21 protein-coding genes are annotated in these 17,168 nt (G+C 62.6%); 7 read left to right on the top strand and 14 right to left on the bottom strand.

Translation table 11 applies throughout. The features are described from left to right. On the bottom strand, positions 1-279 hold a 279-nt coding region (locus BCL93_RS00005), incomplete at its 3' end, for a transposase (RefSeq protein WP_146742443.1). Between the two features lie 119 nt (positions 280-398). Between BCL93_RS00005 and BCL93_RS17045 the strand changes: the two genes are divergently transcribed. Continuing rightward, positions 399-878, top strand: a complete 480-nt coding sequence (locus BCL93_RS17045; protein WP_146742444.1) for a hypothetical protein — start codon at positions 399-401, stop codon at positions 876-878. A gap of 81 nt (positions 879-959) precedes the next feature. After that, complete coding sequence (locus tag BCL93_RS00010) at positions 960-1,346, top strand: tautomerase family protein (RefSeq protein WP_112053079.1); 387 nt, start codon at positions 960-962, stop codon at positions 1,344-1,346. Positions 1,347-1,383: 37 nt separating this feature from the next. Here the strand turns inward: BCL93_RS00010 and BCL93_RS00015 are convergent, their stop codons facing one another. Together BCL93_RS00015 and BCL93_RS00020 are read right to left on the bottom strand one after the other, a co-directional pair. Beyond that, entirely contained in the window at positions 1,384-1,569 is a 186-nt protein-coding gene (locus BCL93_RS00015; RefSeq protein WP_146742445.1) for an MTAP family purine nucleoside phosphorylase, read from the bottom strand. Between the two features lie 37 nt (positions 1,570-1,606). Next, positions 1,607-2,491, bottom strand: coding sequence for an NAD(P)H-binding protein (locus tag BCL93_RS00020; RefSeq protein WP_112053081.1), 885 nt, complete (start codon positions 2,489-2,491; stop codon positions 1,607-1,609). Positions 2,492-2,613: 122 nt separating this feature from the next. On the opposite strand from BCL93_RS00020, the gene BCL93_RS00025 reads away from it, so the two are divergent. Beyond that, the gene (locus BCL93_RS00025; protein WP_112053082.1) at positions 2,614-3,549 is read left to right on the top strand and encodes an AraC family transcriptional regulator; all 936 of its coding nucleotides are present in this window, start codon (positions 2,614-2,616) and stop codon (positions 3,547-3,549) included. Here the strand turns inward: BCL93_RS00025 and BCL93_RS00030 are convergent. Then, complete coding sequence (locus tag BCL93_RS00030) at positions 3,546-4,472, bottom strand: LysR substrate-binding domain-containing protein (protein WP_112053083.1); 927 nt, start codon at positions 4,470-4,472, stop codon at positions 3,546-3,548. The two genes, BCL93_RS00025 and BCL93_RS00030, sit on opposite strands and share 4 nt — an antisense overlap. A 100-nt stretch (positions 4,473-4,572) precedes the next feature. Between BCL93_RS00030 and BCL93_RS00035 the strand changes: the two genes are divergently transcribed. Continuing rightward, a complete protein-coding gene (locus BCL93_RS00035) occupies positions 4,573-5,430 on the top strand; it encodes a PhzF family phenazine biosynthesis protein (protein WP_112053084.1) in 858 nt (285 codons plus the stop codon). Positions 5,431-5,496: 66 nt separating this feature from the next. Here BCL93_RS00035 and BCL93_RS00040 read toward each other — a convergent pair whose 3' ends face one another. From BCL93_RS00040 to BCL93_RS00060, 5 genes are all read right to left on the bottom strand, one after another. Next, positions 5,497-6,231: an S-methyl-5'-thioinosine phosphorylase gene (locus BCL93_RS00040; protein WP_112053085.1), complete on the bottom strand. Its 735-nt coding sequence runs from the start codon at positions 6,229-6,231 to the stop codon at positions 5,497-5,499. Positions 6,232-6,295: 64 nt separating this feature from the next. Continuing rightward, complete coding sequence (locus BCL93_RS00045; RefSeq protein WP_092527484.1) at positions 6,296-6,874, bottom strand: hypoxanthine-guanine phosphoribosyltransferase; 579 nt, start codon at positions 6,872-6,874, stop codon at positions 6,296-6,298. Between the two features lie 4 nt (positions 6,875-6,878). Then, positions 6,879-7,922 (bottom strand): beta-N-acetylhexosaminidase, encoded by a 1,044-nt coding sequence (gene nagZ, locus BCL93_RS00050; RefSeq protein WP_112053086.1) that lies wholly within the window; start codon positions 7,920-7,922, stop codon positions 6,879-6,881. A 67-nt stretch (positions 7,923-7,989) separates the two neighbouring features. Continuing rightward, positions 7,990-8,508, bottom strand: a complete 519-nt coding sequence (locus BCL93_RS00055; RefSeq protein WP_112053087.1) for a L,D-transpeptidase — start codon at positions 8,506-8,508, stop codon at positions 7,990-7,992. A 3-nt stretch (positions 8,509-8,511) separates the two neighbouring features. Then, positions 8,512-9,180 carry a TetR/AcrR family transcriptional regulator gene (locus BCL93_RS00060; RefSeq protein WP_112053566.1) on the bottom strand — a complete coding sequence of 223 codons (669 nt, stop codon included), beginning with the start codon at positions 9,178-9,180 and terminating at the stop codon, positions 8,512-8,514. A 279-nt stretch (positions 9,181-9,459) separates the two neighbouring features. On the opposite strand from BCL93_RS00060, the gene lexA reads away from it, so the two are divergent. After that, positions 9,460-10,131 (top strand): transcriptional repressor LexA, encoded by a 672-nt coding sequence (gene lexA, locus BCL93_RS00065; RefSeq protein WP_112053088.1) that lies wholly within the window; start codon positions 9,460-9,462, stop codon positions 10,129-10,131. 36 nt (positions 10,132-10,167) lie between these two features. Beyond that, the gene (dinB, locus tag BCL93_RS00070; protein WP_112053089.1) at positions 10,168-11,340 is read left to right on the top strand and encodes a DNA polymerase IV; all 1,173 of its coding nucleotides are present in this window, start codon (positions 10,168-10,170) and stop codon (positions 11,338-11,340) included. An 82-nt stretch (positions 11,341-11,422) separates the two neighbouring features. On the opposite strand, the gene BCL93_RS00075 is transcribed toward dinB, so the two are convergent. Both BCL93_RS00075 and purU read right to left on the bottom strand, forming a co-directional pair. Next, positions 11,423-12,007: a TMEM165/GDT1 family protein gene (locus BCL93_RS00075; protein WP_112053090.1), complete on the bottom strand. Its 585-nt coding sequence runs from the start codon at positions 12,005-12,007 to the stop codon at positions 11,423-11,425. Positions 12,008-12,354: 347 nt separating this feature from the next. Next, entirely contained in the window at positions 12,355-13,209 is an 855-nt protein-coding gene (gene purU, locus BCL93_RS00080; protein WP_112053091.1) for a formyltetrahydrofolate deformylase, read from the bottom strand. A 266-nt stretch (positions 13,210-13,475) separates the two neighbouring features. On the opposite strand from purU, the gene BCL93_RS00085 reads away from it, so the two are divergent. After that, a complete protein-coding gene (locus BCL93_RS00085; protein WP_112053092.1) occupies positions 13,476-15,083 on the top strand; it encodes a ribonuclease J in 1,608 nt (535 codons plus the stop codon). 188 nt (positions 15,084-15,271) lie between these two features. On the opposite strand, the gene BCL93_RS00090 is transcribed toward BCL93_RS00085, so the two are convergent. The 3 genes from BCL93_RS00090 to moaE form a co-directional block, all read right to left on the bottom strand. Continuing rightward, positions 15,272-15,562 carry an H-NS family nucleoid-associated regulatory protein gene (locus tag BCL93_RS00090; protein WP_112053093.1) on the bottom strand — a complete coding sequence of 97 codons (291 nt, stop codon included), beginning with the start codon at positions 15,560-15,562 and terminating at the stop codon, positions 15,272-15,274. A 167-nt stretch (positions 15,563-15,729) separates the two neighbouring features. Next, on the bottom strand, positions 15,730-16,719 hold the full coding sequence (gene moaA / locus BCL93_RS00095; RefSeq protein WP_112053094.1) for a GTP 3',8-cyclase MoaA: 990 nt from the start codon (positions 16,717-16,719) through the stop codon (positions 15,730-15,732). Further along, positions 16,707-17,168, bottom strand: coding sequence for a molybdopterin synthase catalytic subunit MoaE (moaE, locus tag BCL93_RS00100; RefSeq protein WP_112053095.1), 462 nt, complete (start codon positions 17,166-17,168; stop codon positions 16,707-16,709). Before moaE ends, moaA begins: the two co-directional genes overlap by 13 nt.

The following is a 17,168-nucleotide window of genomic DNA, read 5'->3' on the forward strand; positions in this document are numbered from 1 at the left end:
AGGGTATAAGCCTTTTTCCCGGCAATACGTGCCAAGCTCGGTCTCTGATAGAGAAGCCGTTTCAATCACCACAGCCAGCTTGGCGTCAGCTGACCAATCATCTCCGGTCTTACGGTTCCCTGGCACAGGCACTCCTTGTCGGCGGCATGTTTTCAGCCAACCATACAGGGTCGCATCCGATATGCCTTCCTCGGCGGCCACCGACGCCACACTGCGGTTGTCAGGCGGTAGCAGCTTCTTTAGCACCGCGGCCTTACGTTCCTCGGAATAACGTGGCATGAACAATCCTATGCCGCCCACTCTGATGTGGATTCAGGCAAAATCGCCAACTGGACAACTAGGCTGACAGAGGGGGGAAGCAATGGGTAAGTGCATGTGAAGCACTTACAAATTCATCAGTGGCCGCCGAAAGGGAAAATAACCAGAGGTTTGCCAAACTATTGATTGATTCGGCTCTATTATTCGCAGACGAAATTAGTCATAGCGAACAGCTTCGCTCATATGATGCAAGATGCATTGCAAAAACATACAATCTAGGGTTTGAGCCAGAAAAATCAATAATGGCAATAATGAAAGTTGCCGAGGAAGAAGTAAATCATTGGTTACTGTACGAGAAAGCTAAAGCATATTTAGGGTTAGGAGAAGGTAACTACGAAGAAGCCTTATCCATTGCTCAAGAGTGTTTTTCTTCGGCGGAAAGTGATGTAAAAGCATCATCAAGAATATCCATCTATCATGACCTACTTAGCACTTGCTATTTGAAACTAGGTGATCATGTAAATGCAATTAGAGAGCTCCATGAAGCAATTAATAATTGCACCAATGAAAAGTACAGGTCCGAACTGGAGCTTAAGTTCAATGAACTCACTAAGTGCTAACAAGGCGCTGCTGTCGGACAAATTTTACGCTTCGCTCCAAATTTGCCGCAGAGCGCAGCGTTACAAATCACCGGAGGCATTGTGATAATTATTTATGGGATCAAAGAGCATCTAAACCCGGTAAAGGCCCAGCTTTCTGAGGTCATTCATGGCTGTATGCAGTCAGTTCTCGGCATCCCCGAAGACAAGCGGGCTCATCGTTTCATCCCGATGAATGCAGAGGATTTTTACTACCCAGGTGGTAGAACGCCCGCCTACACGGCAATTGAAATCAACATGATGCAGGGACGCAACCCTGAGACGCAGAAGGCACTGATCAAGGCGCTATTCAGCAAGATAGAGTCCACGGTCGGCATTTCGCCCGTGGACATTGAGATCACGATAAAAGAGCAGCCGGCTCACTGCTGGGGCTTTCGGGGTATGACAGGCGATGAGGCCAGAGACCTCAAGTATTCAGTCAAAGTGTGAGGTCACCTATGTGGCCCAGGACGAGCGCGAGAAGCCATCAGCTCTCCCCCGCCTCGAGCAGCGCCCTCAGCACGCGCTTGACCCGCTTGATGCCGCTGACCAGCGCGGCCTTGATCTCGGCCATGGTGATGTCACGCTCGACCAAGTCGGGAGAAGGATCCACCATCAGCGCCAAGCGGGCATAGATGATTTCAAACTCACGGACCAGGGCCACTTGGGGCATGCCGTGCATGCCCCTACCGGATTACAGCCCTCGTGGTTCAGGCGGTCGCGGCTTCGTCCGCTGCCTGCCAGGTGCCACGTGCGGCGATGCGGCGGGCAAAGGCCGTCACATCGGCGGGTGCTCGTCCCAGCGCCCGCTGCACCCCATCTCCAACATGGGCGTTGCGCCCGTTGAGCACGGTCTCGAACAGGTACTTCAGCAGCCAAACGATCTCATCCGGCGCACCGGACTCGGCCAGCGCCTCGGCGAAGGCATCCTTGGGAATCGGTGTGAAGCGCACCTCGCGCCCGGCCGCACCGGAGATCTCATCGGCCAACTCGGTGAAGGTCAGACAGCGCGGCCCAGTGACCTCGTAGGTCTCATAGGCGTGGCCCGGTTCGGTCAGCGCCGCCACCGCTACATCGGCGATATCGTTGACGTCTATGAAGGGCTCGGGAATGTCTGCGGCGGGCAGAGTGATAGCGCCCTCTCGTACCATGCCGAGAAACTCGCCTTCCGAGAAGTTCTGCAGGAACCAGCTCGCTCTCACCACCGTCCACTCGACACCTGCCGCCTGGACGGCCCGTTCGCAGGCTTGGGCCTCCTCCTCGCCACGTCCCGACAACAGCACCAGGCGCTGGACGCCGCTGGACACAGCCTCGTCCACGAAGCGCCGGATCGCCTCGGTGGCACCAGGGATCGCCAGGTCCGGGGCGTAGGTGATGTAGACCGCCGATACGCCCTGAAGGACCGCCTTCCAGCCACTTGGATCCTGCCAGTCGAAGGCTGGCAGCGTCGTGCGTGAAGCGATTCGGGTGCAAATGCCGCGCGCCTTGAGTCGCTCGGCGACGCGGCGCCCGGTCTTGCCGGTGCCGCCCAGCACCAGCACGAGCTCGTCCTGGGCCTGACGGGAAGTCTGATGGGAAGTTGATGTCGCGTTCATGAGGGCCCTCCTCTCTAGGGGCGATTATGACGGTTGCCATACCGCTCAAGATTAAGGGGCGTGTTGCTTTGCCACCATGCTCGGGGTGCTCAGATACATACGCATCCGTCTATAATCGAGCGATGGATACGCTAGGTGGATTATTGGACGCGCCACGGGCGCGAGGCGCCTTCGCCCTGAGCACGGTGATGCGTGCCCCTTGGTCACTGCGCATCCTCGCCGAATCGCCGCTGACGCTGATCGCCGGCATGACCGGCGAGGCGTGGCTGCTGCCGGATGAGGGCGCACCGATGCGCATCGGCCCGGGGGATATCGCCGTTACCCGCTCTCCTGTTCACTACACCATCGCCCACGCCCCCGGCGCTCCGCCGCAGGTGGTCATCCATCCGGGACAGCACTGCCGCGACCTGGCGGGACAATCGGTGCATGACGCCATGACCCACGGGGTGCGCACCTGGGGCAACGACCCTGCGGGCGACACAATGTTTCTCGTCGGCGCCTACGAGCACCTGAGCGATATCAGCGATCGTCTGCTGCGCGCCCTGCCCCCGGTACTGATGCTGTCCCGCGATGACTGGGAGTCGCCGCTCGTAGCCCTGCTGTGCGACGCCATGGTGATCGACGAGCCAGGCCAGGCGGCGGTGCTCGACCGCCTGCTCGACCTGCTGATTACTGCCGTACTCAAGGCCTGGTTCGCCCGGGAGGAGGCGGGGCGACCGGCCTGGTGGCGCCATCAGGGCGACCGCATCGTGGAGCATGCCCTGCGCATGATGCACGACCGCCCAGCACACCCATGGACGCTGGAGACCCTGGCGATGGAGGCTGGCGCCTCGCGAGCCGCTCTGGCGCGGCGCTTCCATGAACGAGTCGGCGAGCCGCCCATGACCTTCCTCAAGCACTGGCGCATGGCCCTGGCGGCGGACCTGCTTTGCCAGCCCGATGCCACGGTGAGCGGCGTGCCGGAGCAAGTCGGCTATGCGACTCCCTATGCCTTCAGCGCCGCCTTCAAGCGTGTCAGGGGGATGAGCCCGGCACAGCATTGCGCAGCGGCCCGCTAGGCTGTTGGCTGCGGGATCGCCGCCGTCATCGCCTGACGTAGGTCGCGCAGTGCCTCTTCCAGCCAGTCACGAAAGGCGACGACTCGAGGGGCATCCGCCGCCCCTGGCAGGCTGACCAGGTAGTAGCTGAATTCCGTGCGCCGCCAAGGCCGCAAGGCAATGACCTCACCATGATCGATCGCCTCCTGAGCCACCGACAGGCGTGACAGGCACAACCCCAGCCCTTTACGGCAGGCGGCTAGCGCCAGCCCACTGTCCGAGACCTTGAGTCGTCTCAACTCTTGCGGCGCATATAGCCCCGCCTCTCGCCACCATGGATGCCAGTGGCTCCAGGGTTCCGTGGACAGCGCGCTATCGTCCTCAATGAAACAGGCGTTTCGCCAATCCGCGTATTCCCCATCACCATGAACCGGAGCCAATACCGTAATGGCATCGTCAAGCAGGGGCACGACACTCAGGCCAGGATAGTCCCCGGTGCCAAACCGAATCGCAACATCGACCTTGCCAGCGCGGAGATCGGCCATCCGGTTGTCACCAATAAGCGTGAGATTCAGCCCCGGGTGGCGGCGCAGCAGTTCGCCCACCCGCGGCATCAGGGCATGCTGCAGGAAAGCCTGGGGCGCAGACACCCGTAGCGGTCCGTCGAGACTCGGCTGACTCAGCTCACGGGTGGCGCGATCGATGAGAGTAAAAGCCTCGGCGATGCGTTCCTGGTAGCGCACGCCGGCCTCGGTAAGCACCACCCCACGCGCCTTTCGCTCAAATAGCCGCAGGCCCAGGCTCTCTTCCAACGCCTTGATGCGATGGCTCACGGCGGCGGCGGTCACATGCAGCTCATCGGCGGCCGCACTGAAGCTGCCATGGCGCGCCGCCGCCTCGAAGGCGCGCAGGGTGGCCAGGGGTAGTCGAGAAGAAGGCATCATGGCTTACTCCGGTTAAGCCTATGGGTAAGAAACGATACGTTGCTGTTACCTCCGTTAGGCCGATAATGCCAGTCATTCCCCCGCAAACAGGAGCACCGAGATGACTGGCACTCTCTACCGTTTATCCTCTTTCACCCATGACCCCAAGGGCGGCAACCCTGCCGGTGTGTGGATCGGTGAAACCCTGCCCGATGTGGCAACCATGCGCAGCATTGCCGCCGAGGTGGGCTATTCCGAAACGGCCTTCCTCGGCCCCATGCATGCCGGCGTGCGAACGGTGCGCTACTTCAGCCCCGAGGCCGAGGTCAGCTTCTGTGGCCATGCCACCATCGCCGCCGGCGTGGTGCTGGGTCAGCTCGATGGCGCTGGCACCTACCGGCTTTCCACGGCAGTCGGCGAGGTGCCGGTTGCCGTGGAACAGATCGACGGCGACTGGCACGCCTCGCTGGTCTCGGTGGCACCAGAACACCGGACCGCCGACCCCACCCTGGTCGAGGCGGGACTGGCGAGTCTCGGCTGGCAGGCGGATGAGCTGGACCCGAACCTGCCGCCGGCAGTGGCTTATGCCGGCGCCTGGCACCTGGTGCTGGCCACCGCCTCCAAGGCGCGACTCGACGCCCTGTCCTATGACTTCGCGTCACTCAAGGCCCTGATGCTAAGAGAGAATCTCACCACGCTTCAGCTGGTGTGGCAGGAATCGTCGACACGCTTTCATGTCCGCGATCCGTTTCCGGTCGGTGGCGTGGTAGAGGATCCGGCTACCGGAGCAGCGGCGGCGGCATTGGGGGGCTATTTGCGCGATGCGGGATTAATAGAGGCACCCACGCAGTTAACGCTGCTTCAGGGCGAAGCAATGGGGCGGCCGAGTCGACTCGGGGTAACAATACCGGCCTCGGGGGGCATTGTGGTATCTGGCACGGCGGTGTCGCTTCAGGCGCCCGTCGACTATCGGTATTGAGCGAGTCCTCTTGATCCAGCCCCCATCAAAAGAATGCCCGCCATCTGTTGGGCGGGCAGTTGACGCTTACCCGGCCTCGAGCAAGGTCCGCAACACACGCTTCACCCGCTCGATGCCGCCGACCAGTGCGGCCTCGATCTCGGCCATGGTGATCTCGCGTTCGACCACGCCGGGGGCAGGGTTCACCACCAGCGCCAGGCAGGCGTAGGGCAGCTGGAGTTCGCGGGCAAGGGCCGCCTCCGGCATCCCTGTCATGCCGACCAGGCTGCAGCCGTCTCGTGCCATGCGGGCGATCTCGGCGGCGGTCTCGAGCCGTGGCCCCTGGGTGCAACCGTAGATGCCGCCATCATGCAGCGCCTCGCCGGCCGCCCTGCCCGCTTCCAGCACCGCCTGGCGCAGGGCGTCGTCGTAGGGCCAGGAGAAGTCGATGTGCTTCAGCGTCTTGAAGCGGCCATCGAAGTAGGTCGATTCGCGGCCGCTGGTGTAGTCGATCAGTTGATCGGGCACCACCAGCGCCTCGGGGGCATGGACGGGATCGATCCCGCCCACGGCATTCACGCCGACGATGCGGCTGGCGCCGGCCTGCTTCAGCGCCCAGAGGTTGGCGCGATAGTTGACCCGATGCGGCGGCAGCTTGTGGGGGTGCCCATGGCGGGCCAGGAACAGCACCTCGTGATCGCCGAGCTGGCCTTGCAGCACGCTACCGGAGGCCGTGCCCAGCGGCGTTTCTGCGCTGTGGCGCTTGGTGACTTCCAGCCCCTGCATCTGGGTGAGGCCGGTGCCCCCGATGATTGCCAGCATGATCGACGTCCCTCCTTAGCAATGGCCGCGGTAGAGGCCCCGCGGCGATCCGGCCGCGCCGGGCTTACATGCCCTGCGGAGCGAAGATCCCCGGTGCGTTGCGCCAGTAGCCCTTGTAGTCCATGCCGAAGCCGAACACGTAGCGGTCCTCGACATCCAGGCTGCAGTAGTCGGCCTTGAGGCCCGGCACGGCCTTGCGGTCATGATGCTTGTCGACCAGCACCGCGGTAGAAATGCTGGCCGCGCCCGCTTCCCGACAGTAGGCCAGAATGGCGGCCAGGGTCGAGCCTTCGTCGAGGATGTCGTCAACGATCACCACATGACGGCCGGCCATCGGCACCTCCGGCGACACACGCCAGAATAGCTCGCCGCCGCGGGTGCCGCCGCGATAGCGGGTAGCGTGCAGGTAGTCGACCTCCAGCGGGAAGCCGAGCCGGGTCAGCAGGTGGCCGGTGGTGATCAGGCCGCCGTTCATCACGCAATAGAACACCGGCAGCTTGTCGCCGAGATCGGCGGTGATCCTTTCGGCCATCTGGTCCAGCGCCCGCTCGACCGCCTCTTGGGAAATCAGGCAGTCGGCGTTATCCATGATGTCGCGCATGGCGGCCAGGGACGCGTCGGCGGAAGAAGCTTGTTGAGTCATGGGGTCACGAGTTGGTTGGGAGTGAAGAAGAAGGTTCGCCATTGGCCAGCGCTTCCAGCCGGGCATGGACGCGGCGCCAGCGCGACAGCGCCGGCAGGTTCTCGAGGCTTGGCCGGGCACGCGCGTAGCGCAGCTTGGCCTGACGCTTGCTGCCACGACCGGCGCAGGCGTCGAGCGCCTCCAGCGCGGCGGCGCGGTCATTGCACACAAGCACCATGTCGCAGCCGGCATCCAACGCCGCCAGGGCACGCTCGCCGGGGCCACCGGCGACGTGAGCACCGGCCATCGACAGGTCGTCGGAGAAGATCGCGCCCTTGAAGCCGATCTCCTCACGCAGGAAGCCCAGCCAGTTGCGCGAGAAGCAGGCCGGGCGGGCGTCGAAGGCGGAATAGACCACATGTGCGGGCATCACGCCGCCGAGCCGCGCGGCCTGATCGGCAAAGGGCACCAGGTCATGCTCACGCAGGTCGTTAAGCGGGCGCGGATCAACGGGCAGTTCGAGGTGCGAGTCGGCGGCCACACTACCGTGGCCGGGGAAATGCTTGCCCACGGCGGCCATGCCGGCCTCGTTGAGGCCGGCAATGAAGGCGCCGCCCAGGCGGCTGACCTGCTGTGGGTCGCTCGAGAAGCTGCGATCGCCGATCACGGTGGACTCGCCGCCGTCGACGTCGAGCACCGGGGCGAAGGTGATGTCCAGCCCGCAGGCGGCCATCTCCATGCCCAGCAGCCAGCCGGCATCCTGGCAATGCTGCAGTGCTGCCTGGGAGTTACTCTCGAAGCCTTCGGCCAGCCGTGCCATGGCCGGCAGCCGGGTGACGCCGCGACGTAGCCGCTGCACTCGCCCGCCTTCCTGGTCGATGGCCAGCAACAGGTCTGGCCGTACCGCGCGAATCGCGCTGCACAGGGCCTGAACCTGGGTGGCATCCTCGATGTTGCGGCCGAACAGAATCACCCCGCCCACTTCGGGGCGCATGAGCATATCGGCTTCTTCCGGCGTCAGCTGGGGACCCTCGAGATCCAACATCACTGAACCCAGCGGTTGCGTCATCTTGGTCTTCCTTGGCGTTGAAGGAGGGGGATTCTAGAACAATGTCTCGCCGGACGACAGGCACCGCTCAGTCATGCAGCCAGACCGGCGTTCCGGGCGGGGCTGCGGCGAAGACCTCTAGCAGGGCCTCATCGCGCAGTCGAATGCAGCCGTGGGAAGCAGCCACCCCCATGGGTTCGGTGGGCGGTGTGCCGTGCAGATAAATGTAGCGACGCTGGGAGTCGACGTCACCACCGCGGTTGTAGCCAGGCTCGAGGCCACACAGCCAGAGGATGCGGGTGAGGATCCAGTCACGCTTGGGATGCTCGGCGGCAAGCGCCGCTGAATAAACTTCGCCGGTGGGCCTGCGGCCCCGGAAGACGCAGCCGAGTGGCTGCCCCTCGCCGATGGCGGCGCGAACATAGTGCCAGCCGAGCGGTGTCTGGCCGCTGCCCTCGTGCTGACCATGACCGGCCAAGCCACTTGATATCGCATACTCGGCGTGACGGGCAGAGCCCTGCCAGACGACAAGGCGCTGCGTCGTGACATCGATGTCGAGCCAGACGCCATCCGCCGGCGGCAAGGCGTCGAGTCGTGGCGTGTGCATCTCCTACCCCGCGGCCTTGATGGATTCGGGGGCGCCTTCTGGCAAGGGAGCCTGGAGGGCGGCCACTACCACCGGCCGCAGACGACGCACCAGATCGCGCACGCTGACATGCTCGTCGAAATCCTTCTCGGCGATGTCACGCAGCGCATCGAGGCCAGAAAGCGTGAAGATCACCGTGCCAAGCACGAAGTGCAGGCGCCAGAAGCGCTCGGCATCCGGCAGTTCCGGTGTGGCCTTGCGTACCAGGTCGGTGAAACGGGTGAAGACGCTGCCGTAGTGCTCCTGAATGTAGCGGCGCAGATGGCCCTGGGCCTGACTGTAGGCAAGGCCCAGCAGCTTCATGAAGACCTTCAGGCTGTTACGTTCGGCTGGCACGTCAAGCACCGAGCGCGCCATGGTCTCGAGCAGGACTTCGAGGGGAATGATTTGCCCCTGGTAGTCCTGCTCCAGCGCATCGAGCGCGGTGTGAAAGCGCTCAGTGAAGGGGTCAAGGTAGCGGGCGAAGACGGCCTGGATTAGCGACTTCTTGGAACCGAAATGGTAGTTCACCGCTGCCAGGTTGACCTTGGCCTTGCTGGTAATGGTCCGTAGGGAGGTCTCGGCAAAGCCGCGCTCGGCGAACAGCACCTCTGCGGTATCGAGAATCCGCGTCACAGTATCGGTCTGGGCCATGCTCATGCCTCTCCACCTGTCACCAATAAACGAATGTTTAAAACATAACCTGATTCTATGTCGTGCATCAGAATGTCACAACGGTGCGGAAAATCCACCTTAGGCCCGTCAACGTGCATCACAGCGGCCTGAATGGCCCTGGCGAAAAGGCAGTGTTGAAGGGTAATGGCGAAGCGCAGTGGTGAAGGGTACTGGCGAAAGAGGCTTGCCGTATTACTGGATGCAATCACATACTGTATACTTGAACAAACACCCTCAGTGACCACCGGCGGAGGCCGCATGACACGCCCCCTGACACCGCGCCAGCAGAACGTCTATGACTTTATCGTCAAGACCATGAGCGAGTTGGGCTACCCCCCGACCCGCGCCGAAATTGCCCGCGCCCTGGGCTTCCGCTCCCCCAACGCCGCCGAGGAACACCTGCGCGCCCTGGACAAGAAAGGCGCCATTCGCATGGTGCCCGGCACCTCGCGGGGCATTCGCCTGCCGGCGATGGAAGCCGAAGCGGGGGAAAGCGAGCCCAAGGCTGCCAATTCGTCCGAGGCAAGCGCTCAGGGGCTGCCGATCATCGGTGAGGTGGCAGCGGGCAGCCCGATCCTCGCGACCGCTCATATCGATCGCTACTGCCCGCTGCCGGCCGATTACTTCACGCCCCGTGCCGACTATCTGCTGCGGGTGCGCGGGCTGTCGATGAAGGATATCGGCATTCTCGAGGGCGACCTGCTGGCCGTGCATCGCACCGAGCGCATTCGCGACGGTCAGATCGTAGTGGCGCGCATCGATGAAGAGGTCACGGTGAAGCGTTTCAAACGCCAGGGGCATACCGTTTGGCTGATGGCCGAGAACGAGGAATTCGCGCCCATCGAGATCGACCTGCGCCATCAGGCACTGGAAATCGAAGGGGTCGGGGTGGGCGTGATTCGCGGCGGCAACGGTCAGGCCCTGCACTGATACTCACGCTTTCACGCCACTGACGGAACGCCCGACATGGCCGGCACGCCAAGAAAGATCCTGCATGCCGACTGCGACTGTTTCTTTGCCGCGGTCGAGATGCGCGACAACCCTGCCCTGCGAGACGTGCCGATCGCCGTCGGGGGCGGGGTCGACCAGCGCGGGGTGATTGCCACCTGCAATTATCCCGCTCGCGCCTTTGGTGTTCGCTCGGCCATGCCCACCGCCCGTGCCTTGCGTCTGTGCCCTGATCTCGTACTGGTGCGCGGCGACTACGAGCGCTACCGGGAGGTCTCCCGCCAGATCCAGGCGATCTTCCACGAACTGACCCCCCTGGTAGAACCCCTCTCCCTCGATGAAGCCTTCCTCGACGTCAGCGACGTCGACCATTTTCAGGGTAGCGCCACCTGGATGGCGCAATGGCTGAAGGCCGAGGCCCTGAAGCGCACCGGCATCACCATCTCGGTGGGCGTGGCCCCCTCGAAGTTCCTGGCCAAGATCGCCAGCGACTGGGAAAAGCCGGACGGTCTGACCGTCATCACCCCCGATGACGTCGATGCCTTTATCACCGCTCTGCCGGTAAACTGCCTGCACGGAGTCGGTCCCGCTACCGCCGCCAAGCTTGAGGCAATGGGCATCGCCACCTGCGAAGACCTGCGCACCTGGCCTATCGAGACCCTGCTTGAGCGCTTCGGCAAGTTCGGCAAACGGCTCTTCGAGCTCGCACGAGGCATCGACGAGCGCGAAGTACGCACCCACCGTGAGCGCAAGTCGATCAGCGTTGAGACGACTTTTCACCACGACCTGCCGGACCTGGCGGCCTGCCGAGACGCCCTTCTCCCGCTGATCGAGCGGCTGGCCGGACGCATCGAACGCCACGGCCAGCCGCCGCTGGACAAGCTGTTCCTGAAGGTGCGCTTCAGCGACTTCACCCTCACCAGCCTCGAGTGCCAGGGCGCCATCCCCAGTGCCGAGCTCTTCCACCGCCTGCTCGAGCAGGCCTGGTCGCGGGCGGCACAGCCGGTGCGCCTGCTGGGCGTAGGGGTGCGCCTGGTATCAGCCGACGCTCGCCGCCAGCTCTCGCTGTTCGACGGCGAACCTGACGATGCGTCAGAGACGCTAGCCGACCTCGCATCTACTGACGTCTTTGAGGATGATTCTGAAGACGCCGCCGAAGAGGTTTCTGACGACAGGCCGGAACAGCAATAACGGCCCCGGCGCAGCTTTCAGGTCAATGTTCGGCTATCCAGTAGCGCCTTAGATCAAACAAGGTCTGGTCCTTCGATAGCGGCTAGCCCAGCAGCCATTGCCAGGCCTTGGCCTCGACCAGCACCACCCACAGCCCGAGCAGGATGAATACCGAGCACGCCAGCAAGTGGATGGCCCGCATCGGCAGGCGTTCGCAGAACCGTGCACCAAGCCACAGCACCGGCACATTGGCAGCGAGCATGCCAAGGGTGGTCCCCAGCGTCACCAGCAGCACGTCCTCGAAGCGGGCGGCCAGCAATACGGTGGCAATCTGGGTCTTGTCGCCGATCTCGGCGAGAAAGAACAGCACGAAACTGGTGAGGAACACGCCATGCCCAGGCGGACCGGCCTCCAGGCCGTCGTCATCGTCGGGCTTGAGCAGCCAAAGGCCCATGCCGATGAATGCCAGGCCCACCAGGGCCGTCATCAGGCGAGGGTCGATCAAACCAACCAGCGTAGCGCCGAACCAGGCAGATACGCCGTGATTGATCAGGGTAGCGGCAACGATGGCCCAGAAGATCGGCCAGGGGCGAGCAAAGCGCGCCACCAGCAACAAGGTGAGCAGTTGGGTCTTGTCGCCAATTTCAGCCAGTCCGATGGCCAGGCCGGAAGTGATGAGTGCGTCCAATGAATGATTCCCCCGGGCCGGCCACTAGACGATACAGAACACGATGTGCCGCCGGCCCCGGAAGCACATCATGTTCTGAGTCTCGTTTGACCTTTGGGCTATCAGGTATCGGATACCAGGCCCCGGGTCGTCGATGCCATGGTCGTAGCGACCAAATTTGTTGACATCGACCATTCTCGGTCGCTTCTTACGCGGGTGTCGCAGCGCTTACGCAGGCTTCTTTTACACGGCCTATAGGAAAGCCGCTGGACACGCCGAAGGAAGGCGGTTGGAAAGTAACTACTCCCCCAAAACGCTGGCGATGATAGCGACTTATAAGAGACTTGCCAAGTTTTCGCGCGCGACGTTCAGGCGAAAACCACGGTCTTGTTGCCGTGGATCAGCACGCGGTCCTGCAAGTGCCAGCGAAGACCACGGGCCAGAACGGCTTTTTCCACGTCGCGGCCGAAGCGCACCAGGTCATTGGCGGTATGACAGTGGCTGACGCGCTGGATGTCCTGCTCGATGATCGGGCCGGCGTCCAGTTCCTCGGTCACGTAGTGGCAGGTCGCGCCGATCAGCTTGACCCCACGCTCATAGGCCTGGTGATAGGGCCGCGCACCGGCGAAGGAAGGCAGGAAGCTGTGGTGGATATTGATCACCCGGCCGGCATAGCGTTCGCACAGGGCCGGCGGCAGAATCTGCATGTAGCGGGCCAGCACCACGGTATCTGCCTGGGCCTCTTCGACCAGGCGTTCGACCTCGGCGAAGGCCGGGGCCTTGTCGCTGGGGTCGACGGGCACGTGATGGAACGGAATGCCATGCCATTCGACCAGCGAGCGTAAATCGTCGTGGTTGGAAATCACGCAGGGGATCTCGCAGTCCAGCTCGCCTGCGGTAAAGCGATACAGAAGATCGACCAGGCAGTGGGATTCCTTGGACACCAGCATCGCCACGCGCTGGGGACGGCGGGTATCGGTCAGCTTCCATTGCATCTCGAAGTCGTCGGCGATCGGTGCAAACGCCTCGCGAAAGCCTTCCGCGTCGAGCGGCAGCGACTCCGCCACCACCTCATAGCGCATGAAGAAGCGGCCGCTGGTCAGGTCAGAGTGCTGGTTGGCTTCGGTGATCGAGCCGCCCTGGCCGGCGATGAAGTTCGAAACACGCGCCACAATGCCGACACGATCAGGGCAGGAGACCACCAAGCGATAGTAATGAGACATGGGTTGACCGTCAGTTGATAACCAGAAGAAAAAAACTACAAAGATGACTGCTGGCAAGGCACCAGACCCTCAAGTGTAACGAATTCACCCGCCTCGAAACACTCTGTACGCGGCGCTTCGCGTTGTCGCTAGCCTTACCAGATGCGTATGATGAGGCGACTCTTTGCTACATCGTGTTCGTCATGTTCCGACCTCGTGTCCAGATTCGTCCTCGCCGTCGTCCCCCGCTGCACTTCCTGCCTCTGGGCGGGTGTGGTGAGATCGGCATGAACCTCAATGTCTACGGCTATGACGGACACTGGATCGCCGTGGACTGCGGCATGATGATCCGCCAGGATCTGCCCGACAGTCCGCTACAGGTGCCCAACCTGACGACGCTTGGCACCCTCGGCATTGCCCCCAAAGCCCTGATCATCACCCATGGTCATGAGGACCATATCGGCGCCGCCGCCTGGCTGTGGCCCCAGTGGGGCTGCCCGATTCATGCCACGCCGCTGGCGGCCGGCCTGCTGCGGGCCAAGTTCGCCGAGCGCGGCCTGGCCACCGACGCCATCCATATCATTGATCCGGGCGAGGCCATGGAGACCGGCCCCTTCGGGCTGCGTTTCCTGCCGCTGACGCACTCCATTCCCGAGAGCTGCTCGCTGCTGATCACCACGCCCGAACAACGCGTATTGCATACCGGTGACTGGAAGTTAGACCCGGCGCCGATGATCGGCAAGCCGGTCGACGAGAGCCTCTATCGAGCACTGGCACCGGTCGACCTGGTGGTCGGCGATTCCACCAATGCCCCCCTGCCCGGCCACTCACGCAGCGAGCGCGACGTGGCCGAGGCACTGGAGCGCACCATTGCTGCCTGCAGCGGTCGGGTGATCGTGTCCTGTTTCGCCAGCAACCTGGACCGGGTACTGGCCATCGGCCTCGCCGCCCAGCGCTGTGGCCGTCGGGTCAGCCTGATGGGCCGCTCCATGGAGCGCATGGTGGGGGTTGCCCGCGGGCTTGGCTATCTCGACGACTTCCCTCCCCTGGTGCCGGTACGAGATCTTGGCTATCTGCCTCCCGAGGAGGTCCTGGTGATCGCCACCGGCAGCCAGGGCGAGCCACGCGCGGCACTCTCGCGTCTTGCACGCGGCCGCCACGGGGATTTCGAGCTCGCGCCGGGAGACAGTGTGATCTTTTCCGCCAAGGCGATTCCGGGTAACGAGCGACTGATCGAGCGCTTGCAGCACGGCCTTCGCCAGCTCGGCGTCACTCTCTTCGATGAACGCGAGCACCCTGAGCTGCATGCTTCTGGCCACCCGGCTCAAGACGAGCTGAACACCTTCTACGAATGGGTGAAGCCGCGCCACCTGCTGCCGGTGCATGGCGAACATCGCCACCAGCAGGCGCACCGGGAACTGGCCGAAGCCCGCGGTATTGTAGCCCCGCTGGTGCCGGTCAACGGCGATCTGATCCGCCTGGACGGTGACGGCCTGACCCGGGAATCGCGCCACCCTCAGCCGCCCTGCATCATCAGCCAGGAAGCGGTAACTCCGGTACCGGACCTTGATGATCCCAAGGCCGGTCGCCGTGAACGTCACGGCAGTCTCTTCCTGGCCCTGCCGGTCACCCCGCTGGATGAAGGCTGGACGCGGATCGGTCGCCTGTTACTCGACGTTTCCACATCGACGCCGCTCGATGAGGACGCCTTCGCCGACTGGCTGGACGATCGACTGGGCGAATTATCGGCGGATAATCTCGCCGAACTTCGACGGCAGCTGCATCCTAGCCTGATGCATTATCTGGGCGAACGCCTGCGCCATCTTCCGGCGGTGCATCTGCAACTGCTGGCCGCTGAGCCTCTCGGCGAAGAGACATCCGCCAGCAGATCCTGAGCAGGGCCAACACGTCGTGAACTTTAAGAGACGAGTTTAGGCAAAGGCTGGCTGAGCCAGCCAACTTTGCCTTATCTTGCCGGCCTCGCCTGCCGCTCGGCCTTGGCCATCTGCGCCATGAGGTTCTTCGCGACTCACTTACGGACTTACATCAGCCTTTCCGTGGAGCACCACACGACAGCCGATGATCAGGACTGTTTGGCATCCTTCGGCGGACGGCCACGACGACGCTTGGGCTGCTCTGGCACCAGATCATCCACGGAAAGCCCGGCATCATTGATGGCTTCACGAATCTCCGCGAGCTTTTGCTCCTTCATTCGCTCTTCCTGCTGACGCTCACGCTCTTCTTCCTGCTTGTGTTCGATGACTTCGCCAATGACTTCAGCCAGCTTGTGAAGCTGTTCCATGCTCAGCTGCCGCGCGGCTGCGCGCGCGACATTCTTGTTGCGGGCAATACGCTCGAGGGTTTCCGATGACATTGGCTTCTCCACGTGTCGAGTGCTAAAAAACCGTTAACTACAGAAAAGAAAAGTATATGCACAAGCCGTTACTTGGCAAGAAATAGACACATATTTGCCCGCAAAAAAACCGACCCACTGGGGTCGGTTTTTTTATATAACGCTCTCAACATGTCGCTGGAAAAGGCTTAGCCACCGGTCATGTTCATGAAGCGAACCACCTGAACGTCACCGTCGGTGGTGAAGTGATGCCGTTCGGGCTTGAGCGGCATCGCCTCGATGATCCGGGTCTTGAGTGCCTGCATATCACCGGGATATCGACGCAGCACTTCGCGAAGATCGACGGAGTGTTCGTTACCCAGACACAGCAGCAGACGCCCTTCCACCGTGACCCTGACGCGGTTGCAGGAGGAGCAGAAATTGTGACTGTGCGGCGAGATAAAGCCTATGCGGGTCTCGCTGTCGGCCATGCGAAAATACCGTGAGGGCCCTGCGGTCGATTCAGCCGAAGCCATGAGCGGGTAGCGCGACTCGATGAGCGCCTGCACTTCATCGCTCGAGCAGAAGGTCTCTGCCCGGGAATGATCGGACACATCACCCAGCGGCATTTCCTCGATGAAACTGATATCGAGCCCCTCGTCGCGGGCAAACTCCACCAGGTCCAGCACCTCATCGTCGTTACGGCCCTTGAGGATGACGGCGTTGAGCTTGATGCGCGAAAATCCCGCGGCCTTGGCGGCGTGAATGCCGGCTATCACCTTTTCCAGCTCGCCGGTTCTGGTGAGCTGACGAAAGCGCTGCGGATCAAGGGAATCGAGGCTGATATTGAGCCGCTCTAGCCCCCCTTCGCGCAGCACCTGAGCATGCTTGTCGAGGCTGGCGCCATTGGTGGTCATGGCGAAATCCTTGAGCCCGGGCAGCGCCCCGATATCACCGACCAACTGGCCAATACCCCGCCTGACCAGAGGCTCGCCGCCGGTCAGACGAATCTTCTCGACACCCAGCTCGACGAAGGCGCGTGCGACCATTTCCAGCTCTTCCAGGGTCAGTACCTGGGCACGTGGCAGGAAGGTCATTTCTTCGCTCATGCAATAGACACAGCGAAAATCACAGCGGTCGGTGACCGAAATCCGCACATAGCTGACGCGGCGACCGAAGTCATCGATCAATTGTTCCATGCTTCCTCCCAACGCGCGGCATCTTGATGATCGCTCGAGCGTTCTGCGACCCAATAGTTGCCGCTCGCAGTGTGCTCCTTCTTCCAGAAGGGAGCGCGCGTTTTGAGATAATCCATGATGAAGTCACAGGCCTCGAAGGCCGCCCGACGGTGCGCACTGGCGACCACCACCAGCACGATAGGATCGCCAGGTGCCAGACACCCCACGCGGTGGATAAGACGCACCCCTTGCAGGGGCCAGCGACCACAGGCGTCTTCAACAATGGCTTCCAGGGCCTTTTCGGTCATGCCGGCATAATGCTCGAGGGTCAGGGCCGTCACTTCGGGGCGTTCGTTGAAGTCACGCACCAGGCCGGTAAAGCTGACCACCGCACCGATGTCGCTACGCCCCTGCAACAGGGCCTGCTGCTCGACGCCGACATCGAAGGCCTCCTGCTGCACGCGGATCAT

The sequence above is a fragment of the Onishia taeanensis genome (assembly GCF_003268885.1).
Lineage (GTDB): Bacteria > Pseudomonadota > Gammaproteobacteria > Pseudomonadales > Halomonadaceae > Onishia > Onishia taeanensis_A.